The organism is Bradyrhizobium cedriense (genome assembly GCF_054602315.1).
Window position 1 is genome coordinate 529,532 of record NZ_JBTSWB010000005.1, and the last position, 15,735, is coordinate 545,266.

Consider the following 15,735-nt stretch of genomic DNA (forward strand, 5'->3'; position numbering starts at 1 on the left):
GTCATGCGCCCTTGAATGTGGGCTTGCGCTTCTCGACGAAGGCCCTGGCGGCCTCCTTGTGGTCCTCGGTGTCGCCGCAGCGGGTATGATGGATCGCCTCGCCGTCGAAGCAATCCTCCAGCGCCAGATGCTCGGCATTGTTGATGTTGCGCTTGATGAATCCGAGCGCGATCGAGGGACCCTGCGCCAGCGACAGCGCGAGCTCGTGCGCGGCGGCATCGATCTCCGCATCCGGCACGACCTTGGTCACCATACCGATCGCATGCGCTTCCTTCGCCGTGAGCACCGGCGACATCAGATAGAGCTCGCGCGCCCTTGCGCTGCCGAGCAGCTGCGTCAGGAAATAGGTCCCGCCGTAATCGCCGGAGAATCCGACCTTGGCAAAGGCCGTCGTGATCTTGCAGGACTCAGAGGCGATGCGAAGATCGCAGGACAGCGCCATCGACAGGCCCGCACCGGCCGCCGCACCATCGAGCTGCGCCACCACGGGCTTGGGCATCTGGTGCAGGATGCGCGAGACCTCCATGCCGCGGCGCAGATTGGCGAGCTTCTGCTCGAACGGCAGCGGCGCGCGGCCCTCCGCCATCGACTTGACGTCGCCGCCGACGCAGAACGAGCCGCCGGCGCCCTTGAACAGCACCGCCCGCACCTCCGGATCGTCGGCCGCGCGCCGCGCCGCCTCGACCAGCCCGCGCACCATGTCCGGGTTGAGCGCATTCTTGCGCTCGGGACGGTTCATGGTGATCGTGAGCAGCCCGGCTTCGAGCTTCTGCAGAACCATGTCGTTGCTCACAGGGCGTCTCCCTTGTTGTTATATGTCTTCGTCATTCCGGGTCTCGCGCAACGAGACCCGGACCTCGAGATCCCGGGCTCGCGCTCAGGCGCCCCCCGGGATGACGCTTCGCGTCACTTCTTCACCAGCGGGCAGCGCGACTGCTCCAGCGGCTGGAAGGCTTCGTTGCCGGGGACGGTGGCAAGCAGCTTGTAGTCGTCCCAGCGGCCCTTGGACTCCGACGGCTTCTTCACCTCGAACAGGTACATGTCGTGGATCATGCGGCCGTCGTCACGGATCTTGCCGCCCTTGGCAAAGAAGTCGTTGATCGGCGTCTCCTTCATCACCTTCATCACCGCCGCGGCGTCGGTCGTGCCGGCTGCCTTCACGGCTTTCAGGTAGTGCGTGACGGAGGAATAGACGCCGGCCTGCGCCGAGGTGGGCACCCGCTTGGTGCGCTCCATGAAGCGCTTCGAGAATGCGCGCGTATCATCGTTGAGATCCCAGTAGAACGCTTCCGCGAGCAGCAAGCCCTGCGCGGTCTCGAGCCCGATCGAGTCGATATCGGTGACGAAGGCGAGCAGCGGCGAGACCTTCTGACCACCCTTGGTGATGCCGAACTCCGCCGCCTGCTTGATGGCGTTGATGGTGTCGCCGCCGGCATTGGCGAGCCCGATGACCTTGGCTTTGGAAGCCTGGGCCTGGAGCAGGAAGGACGAGAAATCCGACGTGTTGAGCGGATGGCGGACGCTGCCAAGCACCTTGCCGCCGGTCTTCGTCACGACGGCGCTGGTGTCCTTCTCCAGATCCTGGCCGAAGGCGTAGTCGGCGGTGAGAAAGAACCAGCTGTCGAGGCCCGACTTCACAGCCGCAAGACCGGTCACATTGGCCTGGCCGTAGGTGTCGAACACATAGTGGATGGTGTAGGGACCGCAGGCCTCGTTGGTGAGACGGATCGAGCCCGGGCCGTTGAACATGATGATCTTGTTGCGCGCTTTCGCGATTTCGCCGGCGGCAAGCGCGGTCGCTGAGGCCGCGACGTCGTAGATCATCTCGACGCCCTGGTTGTCGAGCATGTCGCGGGCGATGTTTGCGGAGAGGTCGGCCTTGTTGAGATGATCGGCCGCCAGCACCTGGATCTTGCGCCCCAGCACCTCACCGCCGAAATCCTCCACGGCCATCTTGGCCGCGGTCTCGCTGCCCGAGCCGGTGATGTCGGCATACAGGCTCGACATGTCGAGAATGCCGCCGATCTTCAGTGGCGGCTTGTCCTGGGCCTGCGCGACGCTCGCACTCAGGGCAAGCGACGCAGCAAAAATGCCCGACAAAATATTCTTCATGGAAAAAGACCTCCTTATCGCGCCGTACTCTGATGGCGGCTTGGTTGTTGCTCTTGGCTACAGCTGTTCGCTATCGCTATTGCCGCAATCCTGCCGCATGCGCAACAGCGCAGCAAGCGCATGGACGTTGAGAGCGCACGATTGGCGCGTACGTTTTCCGCAAAACGGAATGGTGAGATGCGGAGAACTCTACTCCCGGTCATTGCGAGCGAGCGAAGCAATCCAGAAGCCTTCCGCGGCGGCAGTCTGGATTGCTTCGTCGCAAGGGCTCCTCGCAATGACGGAGTTTGACGAAGCCTCTTCGCGTCCAACCACGCATGAGTTAAGATGAACGTATAACGCAACCTCTCCGGGTCACGTGAAGCGACGGCTTCATCTCTTCGTCACATGTCTTCTCATCGCGAGTCGCACCGCGCTCGCCAATCCGTGCCAGTTCGAATCCCAGGGCGAAGCCCGCGTTGCCGCGATCGTCGATGCGCGCAGCGTTCGTCTCGATGACGGCCGCGAGATCCGCCTCACCGGCATCGAACCGACGTCGACGACGAAGCAGACGCTGACATCGCTGCTCGCCGGCCGCGACGTGACGCTCCGAGGCACCGACGACACGCCCGACCGCTACGGCCGCCAAGGCGCGCTGCTCTTCGTCGGTGAAAGCAAGGTCCCTGTGCAGGCGACGCTGCTCGCCCAGGGCGATGCCATTGCCTCCGCCGACATCACGGACAAGGACTGTGCGGCCTCCCTGATGGCGTCCGAAGCCGCAGCACGGCGCCAAAAAATGGGCAGCTGGGCTGACCTGTCGGCCATAAAAAACGCGGAAAGTCCGGACGATATTTTGGCGGAGATCGGGCGCTTTACGGTGGTCGAGGGCAAGATCCTGTCGGTCCGTCAGGCTGGGGCGGTGACCTACCTTAACTTCGGGCGGAACTGGACACGTGGCTTTGCCGTGACTATTTCAAAGCGTACACTATCGGCGTTCGAAAGCGCTGGAATAGCCCTTAAGTCCCTGGAAAATAGGCGCATTCGCGTTCGGGGCTGGGTTGAGGGGAATACGGGGCCGCGCATCGAGGTTCGCCTCGTGGGGCAGATCGAGTTGCTGGGCGCAAACGAGCCGACAGGGGTAAGGCCTTAGATCAGGCCAGGCACGGGTTAACGACGTGGATGGGGTGCTAGAACGGCACGTACGCACCGAACGCCGCCGACTGCGGGCGGCGCCGGCCGCGCTATGCCTTGTCCTGGGCGCGGCTCTCGGCGGCTGCGGCGACATGGGGAGGTTCCAGACCGCCGCGGCCCCGGCGACCGTCGCGATGCCGAAGCCGAAGCCGGCCATCGCACAGACCCCCGCCACGGAAAAAGAGCACGAGCGCATCCTGGCGAGCTATGGCGGGACCTACGACGATCCCAAGCTCGAGGCGCTCGTCAGCAAGACCGTCGACCGGCTGGTGGCGGCTTCCGACCGCCCCGACCAGGGCTACAAGGTCACCATCCTCAATTCCGGCGCGGTGAACGCCTTCGCGCTGCCCAACGGCCAGCTCTACGTCACCCGCGGCCTGCTCGCGCTCGCCAGCGACACCTCCGAATTGTCTTCCGTGCTCAGCCACGAGATGGCGCATGTGCTGTCCAAGCACGCCGCGATGCGCGAGGACCAGGCCCGCCAGGCCGCGATCGTCACCCGCGTCGTCACCGACATGAGCAACGATCCCGATCTCACCGCGCTCGCGCTGGCCAAGACCAAGCTCACCATGGCGAGCTTCTCGCGCAAGCAGGAGATCGAGGCCGACGGCATCGGGGTGGGCATTTCCGCCAAGGCACATTTCGACCCTTACGGTGCCGCACGCTTCCTGTCCGCGATGGAACGCAATGCGGAGCTGAAGGCCGGCAAGAGCTCGCTCGATCCGCGCGCGCAGGATTTCACCTCGTCGCATCCGGCCACCCCGGAACGTGTGCAGAATGCGCAGAACATCGCGCGGCAATACACTGCGCCGGAGGGCGCCGAGCGCGATCGCGAAAGCTATCTCGCCGCGATCGACAACCTCGTCTATGGCGAAGATCCCAGCGAAGGTTTCGTGCGCGGCCGGCGTTTCCTGCATCCGAAGCTCGGCTTCACCTTCCAGGCGCCGGACAATTTCACGCTCGACAATACAGCCCAGGCCGTGATCGGCGTGCGCGAGGGCGGCGCACAGGCGATGCGTTTCGACGTCGTGCGCGTGCCGGCCGAACAATCGCTAGGCGACTACCTCAATTCCGGCTGGATGGAAGGCGTCGAGAAGGCGTCGACCGAGGATATCACGATCAACGGTTTTCCGGCGGCGTCCGCCACCGCCAAGGGCGACCAGTGGCAGTTCAAGGTCTATGCGCTGCGCTTCGGCAGCGACGTCTACCGCTTCATCTTCGCGACGCGGCAGAAGTCGACCGAGAGCGACCGCAACGCCCGCGAGACCGTCAACTCATTCCGTCGCCTGACGCTCGACGAGATCCAGGCTGCGCGCCCGCTGCGCATCAAGGTCATCACCGTGCAGCCCGGCGATACCGTGGAATCGCTCTCCCACCGCATGGCCGGAGTCGATCATCCCGCCGAGCGCTTCCGTGTCCTGAACGGCCTCGAGCGCAACGCGCAGGTGAAGGTGCGCGACCGCGTGAAGATCGTGGCTGACTGACGTGCGCTAAGCCGCAGCTGCCGCGGAGCAGGCAAAGCGCAAGCGTGCCCACCGTTCACGATCACAATCGTTTAGAGATGGTGAGCACGGCGCTTACGCGCCTTTTCCCACCCTGCCGGCTCCGAACCGATCAGCGCCCCGCGTCCATATCGCCGGCCTCGCGCTGGCCGCTGAGCCAGAGCGCGAGCAGGGTCCAGAACGCGCCGGACAGCAGATACGCACCCGAGGCGATGACGCCGAGATTGTTCGCGAGCAGCAGCGCCACCAGCGGCGCGAAGCCGGCGCCGAACAGCCACGCCATGTCGGAAGTCAGCGCCGAAGCCGTGTAGCGGTATGTCTGCCTGAAGTTCGAGGCGATCGCACCCGAGGACTGGCCGAAGGACAGGCCGAGCAAAATGAAGCCGATCACCATGTAGATGGTCTCGCCGAACGCGCCGGCATCGAGCAGCTGCGGTGCAAAGCCGCTGTAGATCGCGATCGCGATCGCCGATCCCATCAGCAGTGACTTGCGGCCGACGCGGTCGGCGATGATGCCGGAGATCACGATCGCGGCGACGCCGAATACGGCGGCGACGATCTCGATGATCAGGAAGCGCACCGGGCTCTCGTGGGTGAACAGGAACACCCAGGACAGGGGAAACACCGTGACCATGTGGAACAGCGCGAAGCTCGCGAGCGGCGCAAAGGCGCCGAGCATGATGTTCTGGCCTTCGCGTGCGACCGTCTCGGAGATGCGCGAGGGCTGCAATTCGCGGGTTTCGAACAGCGTGGCATATTCCTCCGTCGTCACCATGCGCAGGCGCGCGAACAGCGCCACGACGTTGATGGCGAAGGCGACGAAGAAGGGATAGCGCCAGCCCCAGGCGAAGAAATCATCGGCCGACAAATTGCCGGCGAAATAGGCGAACAGCGCGCTCGCCACGATCAGCCCGAGCGGGGCGCCGAGCTGCGGCACCATCGCGTACCAACCGCGCTGGGAGGGCGGAGCGTTCAGCGCCAGCAGCGAAGCCATGCCGTCCCAGGCGCCGCCCCAGGCCAGACCCTGCGCGATACGCGCCAGCGCCAGCAGCCAGATCGCGGCGACGCCGATCTCGTGATAGCCGGGCAGGAACGCGAGCGCCACGGTGGCGGTGCCGAGCAGGAACAGCGCCGAGATCAGCTTCGCCGTCTTGCCGTACGTCCGGTCGATCGTCATGAAAATGACGGTGCCGATGGGCCGGGCCATGAAGGCCAGCGCGAAGATCATGAAGGAATAGAGAGTGCCGGTCAGTTCGCTCGCGAACGGGAAGACCAGGCGCGGGAACACGATCACCGAGGCGATCGCGAAGACGAAGAAGTCGAAGAATTCCGAGGTGCGGCCGATGATGACGCCGATGGCGATCTCGCCGGGACTGGCCTGGTCGTGGCCGTGCTCACCCGTGTGGAGGTCTGCCATTGCGGGGGTCTGTGCCGTCGCCATTCGTGCGCCCTTAACGTCCTGAAAACCAAAGCCGACCGCCCGGCGGCAGGCCGGGCATCCGGCCGTGTCTGGCTCAACATTCCGCACTGCAACATTGGACAAATTGTCCAATGTCCGGATTGTTGCGCCGCAGCTACCCGTTGGCCCCGCAAAGGAAACTCATTCTCAAAGGCTCGGCCCGTGTCTCGTTTCAAGATCCTGGCGCTACTACCCCTGGCGGTTGCGCTCAGCGGCTGCAACTACGTCGTGCTGGCGCCAGCCGGCGACATCGCCATCCAGCAGCGCGACCTCGTCATCATCTCCACCGTCCTCATGCTTCTGATCGTCCTCCCCGTGATGGCGCTGACGGTGCTGTTCGCCTGGCGCTACCGGCAGTCCAATACGGACGCTCGCTACGAGCCGGATTGGGACCACTCGACCAAGCTCGAGCTGGTGATCTGGTCCGCGCCGCTTCTGATCATCGTCTGCCTGGGCGCGCTGACATGGATGGGCACGCATCTGCTCGATCCGTACCGCACGCTCGGCCGCATTCATGGCGACCGCGCCGTCGACCAGTCCAAGGCCCCGCTTGAAGTCGACGTCGTCGCGCTCGACTGGAAGTGGCTCTTCATCTATCCGGACTACGGCATTGCGACCGTCAACGAATTGGCCGCGCCCGTCGATCGTCCGATCAACTTCCGCATCACCGCCTCCTCGGTGATGAACTCGTTCTACATCCCCGCGCTCGCCGGCCAGATCTACGCAATGCCGGGCATGGAGACCAAGCTCCACGCCGTCGTCAACCACCCCGGCACCTACAAGGGCTTCTCGGCGAACTACAGCGGCGCCGGCTTCTCCGGCATGCACTTCAACTTCCAGGGCCTCGACGACAAGGGCTTTGACGCCTGGATCGCCAGCGCCAAATCGGCCGGCGGATCGCTAGGCCGCGCCGAATATCTCCAGCTCGAAAAGCCGAGCCAGAACGAGCCGGTGCGGCGCTGGGGCACCGTCGATGCCGATCTCTACCGCCTGATCCTCAACATGTGCGTCGAGACCGGCAAGATGTGCCAGAGCGAGATGATGGCGATCGACGCCAAGGGCGGCGCCGGCCATCAGGGCCTGAACAACACGCTGCCGCTGGCCTACGACAAATACGCCCGCCGCGGCACCGCGCTCGGGCCGGAGCCGAGCTTCGTCGCCGACACCTGCACGCCGGATGCGCCGCAGGGCAGGACTACCGCCTCGATCACGGCCCCGACCGACACCGCGCCGCTCATCGGTGCCGGCCTGAAGCGGCCGTCGTTCACGCCGCTCAAGTCCTCGTCCTTCTTCCTCGGACTGCGTCCGAAATCAGACTCCTAGCAGAGATCCCGCATGTCTCCTGATCTTCTCAAGCTCATCTTCGGCCGGCTCGGCTTCGAATCGCTGCCGCTGCACGAGCCGATCGTCGTCGGCACCTTCGTGGTGGTCGCGCTCGGCGGCGCCGCGCTACTCGGCGGCCTCACCTATTTCCGTCTCTGGGGCTATCTCTGGCGCGAATGGTTCACCAGTGTGGACCACAAGCGCATCGGCATCATGTACATGATCCTCGGCATCGTGATGCTGCTGCGCGGCTTCGCCGACGCGCTGATGATGCGCGGCCAGCAGATGCTCGCCTTTGGCGGCTCCGAAGGCTACCTCAACGCCCATCATTACGACCAGGTCTTCACCGCCCACGGCGTGATCATGATCTTCTTCGTGGCGATGCCGCTGGTCACCGGCCTGATGAACTATGTCGTGCCGCTTCAGATCGGCGCACGCGACGTGTCGTTCCCGTTCCTGAACAATTTCAGCTTCTGGATGACGGTCGGCGGCGCGGTGCTGGTGATGGCCTCGCTGTTCATCGGCGAATTCGCCCGCACCGGCTGGCTGGCTTATCCGCCGCTCTCGAACATCGGCTACAGTCCCGATGTCGGTGTCGACTATTACATCTGGGCACTTCAGATCGCCGGCGTCGGAACGACGTTGTCCGGCATCAACCTGATCTGCACCATCGTCAAGCTGCGGTGCCCCGGCATGACGATGATGAAGATGCCGGTGTTCACCTGGACCTCGCTCTGCACCAACGTCCTGATCGTCGCCTCCTTCCCCGTCCTGACCGTCGTGCTCGCGCTGCTGTCGCTCGACCGCTACGTCGGCACCAATTTCTTCACGAACGATTTCGGCGGCAGCCCGATGATGTACGTGAACCTGATCTGGATCTGGGGCCACCCAGAGGTCTACATCCTTGTTCTCCCCGCCTTCGGCATCTTCTCGGAGGTCACCTCGACCTTCTCGGGCAAGCGGCTGTTCGGCTACACCTCGATGGTCTACGCCACGGTGGTCATCACCATCCTGTCGTACCTCGTCTGGCTGCACCACTTCTTCACGATGGGCTCGGGCGCCAGCGTCAACTCCTTCTTCGGCATCACCACGATGATCATCTCGATCCCGACGGGCGCGAAGATGTTCAACTGGCTGTTCACAATGTATCGCGGCCGCATCCGGTACGAATTGCCGATGATGTGGACCGTCGCCTTCATGCTGACCTTCGTGATCGGCGGCATGACCGGCGTGCTGCTCGCGGTGCCGCCGGCCGACTTCGTGCTGCACAACAGCCTGTTCCTGATCGCGCACTTCCACAACGTCATCATCGGCGGCGTGGTGTTCGGTGCGTTCGCCGGCATCAACTACTGGTTCCCGAAGGCGTTCGGCTTCAAGCTCGATCCGTTCTGGGGCAAGATGTCGTTCTGGTTCTGGGTCACCGGCTTCTACCTCGCCTTCATGCCGCTCTACGTGCTCGGCCTGATGGGTGTGACCCGACGCCTGCGCGTGTTCGACGATCCCTCGCTTCAGATCTGGTTCGTCATCGCCGCGATCGGCGCCCTCTTCATCTTCATTGGCATTCTCTCGATGCTGATGCAGTTCGCAGTCAGCCTGCTCAAGCGCGAGCAGCTCAAGGACGTCACCGGCGATCCCTGGGACGCGCGCACGCTGGAATGGGCGACATCTTCGCCGCCGCCGGACTATAACTTCGCCTTCACCCCCGTCGTTCACGACAATGACACGTGGTGGGACATGAAGAGGCGCGGCTACCAGCGTCCGCTCACCGGGTTCAAGCCGATCCACATGCCGAGCAGCACCGGAACCGGCATCATCCTCGCCGGCCTCGCCACCGCAATGGGTTTTGGCCTGATCTGGTACATGTGGTGGCTCGCCGCCGTGAGCTTCATCGCGATGCTCGTCGTCGGCATCGGCCATACCTTCAACTATCACCGCGACTTCGACATTCCGGCTGAGGACGTCATCCGGACCGAAGACGCGCGCACGAAACTGCTCGCCGGAGCCAAGTAAATGACTGTCGCTGTCCATCCCTCGCAAACCGGCGAGCCGGTCTTCTATCTCGCCGACGAGCATCCGCACCCGGAAGGCTGGAGCACGTCGCTCGGCTTCTGGATCTACCTGATGAGCGACTGCCTAATCTTTGCGATCCTGTTCGCCACCTATGGCGTGCTCGGCGGTAATTACGCCGCCGGCCCCGCCCCGAAGGATCTGTTCGACCTCAACCTCGTCGCGGTGAACACCTCGATGCTGCTGCTGTCGTCGATCACCTATGGTTTTGCGATGCTGACGATGCAGCAGAACAAGGTCGCGCAGACGCAAGCGTGGCTGGCGATCACCGGCCTGTTCGGCCTCGCCTTCATCGGCATCGAGCTCACCGAGTTCGCCCACATGATCCACGAGGGCGCCACCCCGCAGCGCAGCGCCTTCCTGTCCGCCTTCTTCACCCTGGTCGGCACCCACGGCCTGCACGTCTCCTGCGGCCTGATCTGGCTGGTGACCCTCATGGTGCAGGTCCAGAAGTTCGGCCTGATCGAGGCCAACCGCCGCCGCCTGATGTGCCTGTCGATGTTCTGGCATTTCCTCGACGTGGTCTGGATCGGCGTCTTCACCTTCGTCTATCTCCTGGGAGTTCTGCGATGAACACCGATATCCATGCCGCTCACGCGGACGACCATCACCATGGCGACGGCCACGCCCATGGCACCTTCTCGAGCTACATGCTCGGCTTCGTGCTCTCGGTCGTGCTCACGGCGATCCCGTTCTGGCTCGTGATGAGCGGTACGCTGCCGAGCAAGCAGGTCACCGCGCTGGTGATCATGGCCTTCGCGGTCGTGCAGATCGTCGTGCACATGATCTACTTCCTGCACATGAACACGGCATCCGAGAACGGCTGGAGCATGATGGCGTTGATCTTCACCATCGTCATGGTGGTGATCGCGCTGTCGGGTTCGCTGTGGGTGATGAGCCACCTCAACAGCAACATGATGCCGATGCACCAGATGAGCGGGATGAAGTGAGCGAACGCGGGATCGTAACAGGCAAGGCAGAGGGGACGCGCAGCCTTGCCGTGCGCCCTTCGCTGTGGCTTACGGTCCTCTCGCTCGCGGCCTTCGCCACCCTGATCGCGCTCGGCGTCTGGCAGATCGAGCGCCGCGCCTGGAAGCTGGCGCTGATCGACCGCGTCGACCAGCGCGTCCATGCCCCGGCGGGGCCGATACCCTCGCCGGCAGCATGGCCCAAAGTCTCCACCGCCGACGACGAATACAGGCACGTCACCGTCAACGGCCGCTTCCTGCATGACCGCGAGACGCTCGTTCAGGCCGTCACCGAGGAAGGCCCCGGCTATTGGGTGCTGACGCCGCTGAAACGCAGCGACGGCACGCTGGTGCTGATCAACCGCGGCTTCGTGCCGCCCGAGCGGCGCGACGCATCGACGCGCAGGGACGGCAATCCAGACGGTCAGGTCGAGATCACCGGCCTCCTCCGCATGACTGAACCGAATGGCGGATTTCTCCGGAACAACGTGCCCCAGCACAACCGCTGGTACTCGCGGGACGTCGCCGCCATTGCGGCGGCCCGTGGCCTCCGCGATGTCGCACCCTTCTTCATGGATGCCGACGCCGGATCACAAATTGCCGGCGGCCCTATCGGCGGATTGACCGTGATCCGCTTTCCCAATAACCACCTGATCTACGCGCTGACGTGGTTTGCCCTGGCGTTCATGCTGGCCGGCAGGCTTTTCGTCACACTCGGCGGCGGGCTGTTCCGCCGCAAGCGCTTCGTCCAGGAACCGGAAGACGGCTCGGCTGCCGCCGTCCGCAGGACGGGATCAGATGCTGGAACGATCGTCGAGCCTGGCTGACGACGGGAAGACGCTTTCCCAAACACTTGCGCGTGGCGAGACCGTCGTCACGCGGCAATCGCAGACGGACGCGCGCGGTGAGCTGATCGGCACAGCGCTCACCGACGACGAGACCAATCGCAAGAACATGGCGCTGCTGATCCAGTTGCGCTGGACCGCCGTGATCGGCCAGATCGTGACCATCGGCGTCGTGCATTTCGGCTTGGACATTCCCCTGCCGCTGGAGCGGATGGCCGCGGTGATCGGCGCGCTGGTGCTGCTCAACGTCTCGAGCCTGGTCTGGGTGCGCCACCGCGCTGCGATCACCAACAACGAACTCCTGGTCGCCTTGATGCTGGACGTCGCCGCGCTGACCGCGCAGCTCTACCTGTCCGGCGGCGCCACCAATCCCTTTACCTCGCTGTTCCTGCTCCAGGTGACGCTGGGTGCGGTGCTGCTCGATGCCCGCTCGACCTGGTCGCTGGTGGCCCTGACCTGCGCGAGCTTCGTGTGGCTGACGCTTGCCTACCGGCCACTCGACCTGCCGCCAAATCCCCTCAGCGAGGCCTACAGCCTCACTGTAACGGGCATGCTGCTCGGCTTCGTCCTCAATGCCGTGCTGATGGTGGTGTTCGTCACCCGCATCAACAGGAATTTGCGCGAGCGCGACGCGCATCTGGCGGCGTTGCGCCAGCATGCCGCCGAGCAGGACCACATCGTCCGCATGGGCCTGCTCGCCTCCGGCGCGGCGCACGAGCTCGGCACACCGCTCGCCTCGCTCTCGGTGATCCTCAGCGACTGGCGCCGCATGCCGGATCTTGCCGCGGATCAGGAACTCGCCGAGGACCTTGCGGAGATGGAGACCTCGCTGCAGCGCTGCAAATCGATCGTCACGGGCATCCTGGTGTCGGCGGGCGAAGCGCGCGGCGAAGGCTCCTCGCCGACGACGGTGACGGCCTTCGTCACCGCGCTGGTGGAGGAATGGCGCGACGCGCGCTCGGCACGCACGCTCTATTTCGTCAACACGTTCGGCGAGGACGTCGCGATCGTCTCCGACGTCGCGCTGAAGCAGGTGATCTTCAACGTGCTCGACAACGCCTATGAGGTCTCGCGTGACTGGGTCGAACTCGTCGCCGAGCGCGAGGGTGACAATCTCGTGCTGGCGATCAGCGACCGCGGCCCCGGCTTTGCACCGGAGATGCTGGCGCAGCTCGGAAAGCCCTATCAGTCAAGCAAGGGCCGCGCCGGCGGCGGGCTCGGCCTGTTTCTGGTGGTGAACGTCGTTCGCAAGCTGGGCGGCACCGTGACCGCCGAGAACCACAGGAAGCGCGGCGCCACGGTGCGCCTGACGCTGCCGCTCGCAACGCTTGCGATCGGAGGGAATTTTGACGCCTGACCGCTCGCTCATCGTCGTCGAGGACGATGCCGGCTTCGCCCGCACGCTGAAGCGCTCCTTCGAACGCCGCGGCTACGAGGTCGTGCTCGCCGCCTCGATCGAAGAGGTGCGCAAGGTGCTGGAGCAACGCTCCTTCGGCCATGCCGTGGTCGACCTCAAGCTCGGCGGAGCCTCGGGGCTGGCCTGCGTCGAGCTCCTGCACACGCATGATCCGGACATGCTGATCGTGGTGCTGACCGGCTTTGCCAGCATCTCGACAGCCGTCGAAGCCATCAAGCTCGGTGCCTGCCACTATCTGGCAAAGCCGTCGAACACCGACGACATCGAGGCCGCCTTCAACAAGGCCGAGGGCAACGCCGAGGTCGCGCTCGACGCCCGGCCCACCTCGATCAAGACGCTGGAATGGGAGCGCATCCACCAGACCCTGATCGAGACGGATTTCAACATCTCTGAAGCAGCACGACGACTGGGCATGCACCGGCGGACGCTGGCGCGGAAGCTCGAGAAGCGTCCGGTGAAGTAGGCGTCGAGCGCTGCCGCCGACGCGGCAGGTGATCGCGATCAGCGGCCGCCGGGAAGATACTCTCTCTTGCAGATCGCGATGTTCTTGTCGCGGCCCGGATAGTTGGATCCGAACGCACCCACATATTTGAGGCAGTCCATGTACTTCCGATTGCCCATCCAGCTGTACTCCGGGCCAAATGCGCCTGCAGCGGCGGGCGAGTATGAGGCCGAGCCGGCCAGCAAGCCGATTCCGACGATGGCTGCGAAAGCGGCGATAGCAAAACGAGGAAACTTCATCACCCTTCTCCCTTGGCATCTGCAGCCGGGACATCCGGCGCATGGGCAGCACTCTGGCGGAAAGCGGGGCGAGGGTAAGTGCCTGGCATCACACACCGCGACCCGAGCGGCGAAGGTGCAGTCGATCTTCGAGGCAGACGGCTGCGGGAGCAGCGGCCGCTCGAGGCAGTATCCGTGACGAAAAAAAGCCCGGCCGAACGGCCGGGCTTTTGATCTGTTGCGATCGACGCGCGAGGTGCTTACGCGGCCTCGTCGGCGACGGCGGTGTCGTCGCCGTCGGTATCGTCCGTCTCACCCTCGGCATCCGCATCGGCTTCGCCCTCGGCGGCTTCCGCCTTGGCGTTGCGGCGCGGGCTCTTGGCGAGCTGGGCCTCGATCTCCTTGACCGCTTCCGTCTCGGTGGAGTGCTGCACCACCGCGATCTCGCGGGAGAGACGGTCGAGCGCCGCTTCATAGAGCTGGCGTTCGGAGTACGACTGCTCCGGCTGCGATTCCGAGCGGTAGAGGTCGCGCACGACTTCCGCGATCGCGACGATGTCGCCCGAATTGATCTTGGCTTCGTATTCCTGGGCGCGGCGCGACCACATGGTGCGCTTGACGCGGGCGCGGCCCTTGAGCGTCTCCAGCGCCTTCTTCACCAGCGCCGGGTCGGACAGCTTGCGCATGCCGACATTGGCGACCTTGGCGGTCGGAACGCGCAGCGTCATCTTGTCCTTGATGAAGTTGATGACGAACAGCTCGAGCTTGGCGCCGGCGATCTCCTGCTCCTCGATGGCCAGGATCTGGCCGACACCGTGAGCGGGATAGACGACGAATTCGTTGGCCTTGAAGCCCTGACGCTGGGTCACGACCTTCTTTTCCTCGACCTTCGGAGGAGCAGCGGGCTTGGCAGCCGGCTTGGCGGCGACGGCGGGAGCCTTGGCAGGCGCAGCAGCAACAGGGGCCTTCGCCGCGGGCTTGGCAGCGGGGGCCTTGGCGGTCACAGGCTTGGCGGCAGCAGGCTTGGCAGCGGTCGCTTTCGCGGCCGGTTTGGCAGTCTTGTTAGGCATTGCGCTTCTTTTGTTCTTCGAGGACTTTGCAGCCGGCGCCTTCGTCGCGGTCCGACCCTTGGATGCGCTACGGCTGGCCGCGGCGACTTTTTTGGCCTCCTTATGGGAAGCCCTCGCTGAAGTACTCTTTTTACGCGTTTTCTGTGACACAGCCTGCGCGCGGAAACTGCCACGCCCCTGTTCGACATTTGGTTTCACGGGAACCCAGAGGGGCCAACCGGCTGACGGGGTTCGGCTTAATGTGCCCAATATAGCACATTTCCCGCAAAAATCAATGATTTAGGGGTCTTCAGGCCTGGTTTTCGGCGGCAGCGCCGCTATTAGGGTTAAGTTTGGGCGCGAATTAGTCCCCGGAGCCCGGGTTCGGAGAGAAATATTTCTCGAACTTGCCGTCCATCCCGTCGAACTCCTTGGCGTCGGCGGGTGATTCTTTCTTCTGGGTGATGTTGGGCCAGCTCTTGGCGTAGTCGGCGTTGACCTGGAGCCACTTTTCCAGGCCCGGTTCCGTATCCGGCTTGATGGCGTCGGCGGGGCATTCCGGCTCGCACACGCCGCAATCGATGCACTCGTCGGGGTGGATGACGAGCATGTTGTCGCCCTCGTAGAAGCAGTCGACCGGGCAGACCTCGACGCAGTCGGTGTACTTGCACTTGATGCAGTTTTCAGTGACGACGTAAGTCATCCAACGCTCCGAAAAGCTCTTTTAAAAGTCGCGGCTTGCGTAGCGCGGATGGCCCGGCGCCGCAAGGTCGTGAAGGTCCGATCATGACGGCTTTGCGCTGTTGATCGGCCAAGAAATGAATGCGAAGCGCAATTAATTGCGCATCCCGAGCTCCTCGTAGAGCCCCCGTGCCGAGGCAGCATCGCCGCGGCGTTCGTTGAAGCCGGTCACCTTCAGGACGCGCACCGTGCGATCGAGCGCGATGGTGAGCACGTCGCCGATCTTGACCGCATGTCCGGCCGACGTCTCGCGCACGCCGTTGATGCGGACGTGGCCCCTGACGACCAGCTCGGCCGCGGAGGTGCGCGCCTTCACCACCCGCGCGTGCCACAGCCATTTGTCGATGCGCTGCCGCTCGGTC

Annotated in this window: 16 protein-coding genes; 9 read left to right on the forward strand and 7 right to left on the reverse strand. The window is 64.2% G+C overall.

Annotated features, from left to right (window positions below):
* Position 1: 1 nt before the first annotated feature.
* Positions 2-793: an enoyl-CoA hydratase gene (locus ACYCVF_RS23750; protein WP_061022550.1), complete on the reverse strand. Its 792-nt coding sequence runs from the start codon at positions 791-793 to the stop codon at positions 2-4.
* A 113-nt stretch (positions 794-906) separates the two neighbouring features.
* On the reverse strand, positions 907-2,112 hold the full coding sequence (locus ACYCVF_RS23755) for an ABC transporter substrate-binding protein (RefSeq protein ID WP_459600809.1): 1,206 nt from the start codon (positions 2,110-2,112) through the stop codon (positions 907-909).
* A 358-nt stretch (positions 2,113-2,470) separates the two neighbouring features.
* On the opposite strand from ACYCVF_RS23755, the gene ACYCVF_RS23760 reads away from it, so the two are divergent.
* Both ACYCVF_RS23760 and ACYCVF_RS23765 read left to right on the forward strand, forming a co-directional pair.
* A complete protein-coding gene (locus ACYCVF_RS23760; RefSeq protein ID WP_459606627.1) occupies positions 2,471-3,241 on the forward strand; it encodes a thermonuclease family protein in 771 nt (256 codons plus the stop codon).
* Between the two features lie 34 nt (positions 3,242-3,275).
* Positions 3,276-4,766, forward strand: coding sequence for a M48 family metalloprotease (locus tag ACYCVF_RS23765; protein WP_459606666.1), 1,491 nt, complete (start codon positions 3,276-3,278; stop codon positions 4,764-4,766).
* A 130-nt stretch (positions 4,767-4,896) separates the two neighbouring features.
* On the opposite strand, the gene ACYCVF_RS23770 is transcribed toward ACYCVF_RS23765, so the two are convergent.
* Positions 4,897-6,225, reverse strand: a complete 1,329-nt coding sequence (locus ACYCVF_RS23770; protein ID WP_459600815.1) for an MFS transporter — start codon at positions 6,223-6,225, stop codon at positions 4,897-4,899.
* A 180-nt stretch (positions 6,226-6,405) separates the two neighbouring features.
* Between ACYCVF_RS23770 and cyoA the strand changes: the two genes are divergently transcribed.
* Genes cyoA through ACYCVF_RS23805 form a run of 7 tightly spaced genes read left to right on the forward strand, consistent with a single transcriptional unit; the run spans position 6,406 to position 13,326 of the window.
* Complete coding sequence (cyoA, locus tag ACYCVF_RS23775) at positions 6,406-7,566, forward strand: ubiquinol oxidase subunit II (protein WP_459600817.1); 1,161 nt, start codon at positions 6,406-6,408, stop codon at positions 7,564-7,566.
* A 12-nt stretch (positions 7,567-7,578) separates the two neighbouring features.
* Positions 7,579-9,576, forward strand: coding sequence for a cytochrome o ubiquinol oxidase subunit I (gene cyoB / locus ACYCVF_RS23780; RefSeq protein WP_459600819.1), 1,998 nt, complete (start codon positions 7,579-7,581; stop codon positions 9,574-9,576).
* Positions 9,577-10,206, forward strand: coding sequence for a cytochrome o ubiquinol oxidase subunit III (cyoC, locus tag ACYCVF_RS23785; protein WP_459600820.1), 630 nt, complete (start codon positions 9,577-9,579; stop codon positions 10,204-10,206). It begins immediately after the preceding gene.
* Positions 10,203-10,583 (forward strand): cytochrome o ubiquinol oxidase subunit IV, encoded by a 381-nt coding sequence (gene cyoD, locus ACYCVF_RS23790; protein ID WP_459600822.1) that lies wholly within the window; start codon positions 10,203-10,205, stop codon positions 10,581-10,583. Before cyoC ends, cyoD begins: the two co-directional genes overlap by 4 nt.
* Entirely contained in the window at positions 10,580-11,428 is an 849-nt protein-coding gene (locus ACYCVF_RS23795; RefSeq protein WP_459600824.1) for an SURF1 family protein, read from the forward strand. Before cyoD ends, ACYCVF_RS23795 begins: the two co-directional genes overlap by 4 nt.
* Positions 11,400-12,803, forward strand: a complete 1,404-nt coding sequence (locus tag ACYCVF_RS23800; protein ID WP_459600826.1) for an ATP-binding protein — start codon at positions 11,400-11,402, stop codon at positions 12,801-12,803. The genes ACYCVF_RS23795 and ACYCVF_RS23800 overlap by 29 nt, the downstream gene beginning before the upstream one ends.
* Entirely contained in the window at positions 12,793-13,326 is a 534-nt protein-coding gene (locus ACYCVF_RS23805) for a response regulator transcription factor (RefSeq protein ID WP_459600828.1), read from the forward strand. The genes ACYCVF_RS23800 and ACYCVF_RS23805 overlap by 11 nt, the downstream gene beginning before the upstream one ends.
* 38 nt (positions 13,327-13,364) lie before the next feature.
* Here the strand turns inward: ACYCVF_RS23805 and ACYCVF_RS23810 are convergent, their stop codons facing one another.
* The 4 genes from ACYCVF_RS23810 to ACYCVF_RS23825 form a co-directional block, all read right to left on the reverse strand.
* The gene (locus ACYCVF_RS23810) at positions 13,365-13,604 is read right to left on the reverse strand and encodes a hypothetical protein (protein WP_459600830.1); all 240 of its coding nucleotides are present in this window, start codon (positions 13,602-13,604) and stop codon (positions 13,365-13,367) included.
* Positions 13,605-13,843: 239 nt separating this feature from the next.
* On the reverse strand, positions 13,844-14,653 hold the full coding sequence (locus ACYCVF_RS23815; protein ID WP_459600832.1) for a CarD family transcriptional regulator: 810 nt from the start codon (positions 14,651-14,653) through the stop codon (positions 13,844-13,846).
* A 343-nt stretch (positions 14,654-14,996) separates the two neighbouring features.
* Entirely contained in the window at positions 14,997-15,335 is a 339-nt protein-coding gene (gene fdxA, locus ACYCVF_RS23820) for a ferredoxin FdxA (protein ID WP_025033361.1), read from the reverse strand.
* Positions 15,336-15,467: 132 nt separating this feature from the next.
* On the reverse strand, positions 15,468-15,719 hold the full coding sequence (locus tag ACYCVF_RS23825) for an RNA-binding S4 domain-containing protein (RefSeq protein WP_459600899.1): 252 nt from the start codon (positions 15,717-15,719) through the stop codon (positions 15,468-15,470).
* Between the last annotated feature and the right edge of the window lie 16 nt (positions 15,720-15,735).

What these genes read in the sequence shown, in the direction of transcription:
- ACYCVF_RS23770 (WP_459600815.1), bottom strand. Translation starts at nt 6,225, where the DNA reads ATGGCGACGGCACAGACCCCCGCAATGGCAGACCTCCACACGGGTGAG.
- ACYCVF_RS23815 (WP_459600832.1), bottom strand. Translation starts at nt 14,653, where the DNA reads ATGCCTAACAAGACTGCCAAACCGGCCGCGAAAGCGACCGCTGCCAAG.
- fdxA (WP_025033361.1), bottom strand. Translation starts at nt 15,335, where the DNA reads ATGACTTACGTCGTCACTGAAAACTGCATCAAGTGCAAGTACACCGAC.
- cyoD (WP_459600822.1), top strand. Translation starts at nt 10,203, where the DNA reads ATGAACACCGATATCCATGCCGCTCACGCGGACGACCATCACCATGGC.
- cyoB (WP_459600819.1), top strand. Translation starts at nt 7,579, where the DNA reads ATGTCTCCTGATCTTCTCAAGCTCATCTTCGGCCGGCTCGGCTTCGAA.
- cyoC (WP_459600820.1), top strand. Translation starts at nt 9,577, where the DNA reads ATGACTGTCGCTGTCCATCCCTCGCAAACCGGCGAGCCGGTCTTCTAT.
- ACYCVF_RS23755 (WP_459600809.1), bottom strand. Translation starts at nt 2,112, where the DNA reads ATGAAGAATATTTTGTCGGGCATTTTTGCTGCGTCGCTTGCCCTGAGT.
- ACYCVF_RS23800 (WP_459600826.1), top strand. Translation starts at nt 11,400, where the DNA reads ATGCTGGAACGATCGTCGAGCCTGGCTGACGACGGGAAGACGCTTTCC.
- ACYCVF_RS23810 (WP_459600830.1), bottom strand. Translation starts at nt 13,604, where the DNA reads ATGAAGTTTCCTCGTTTTGCTATCGCCGCTTTCGCAGCCATCGTCGGA.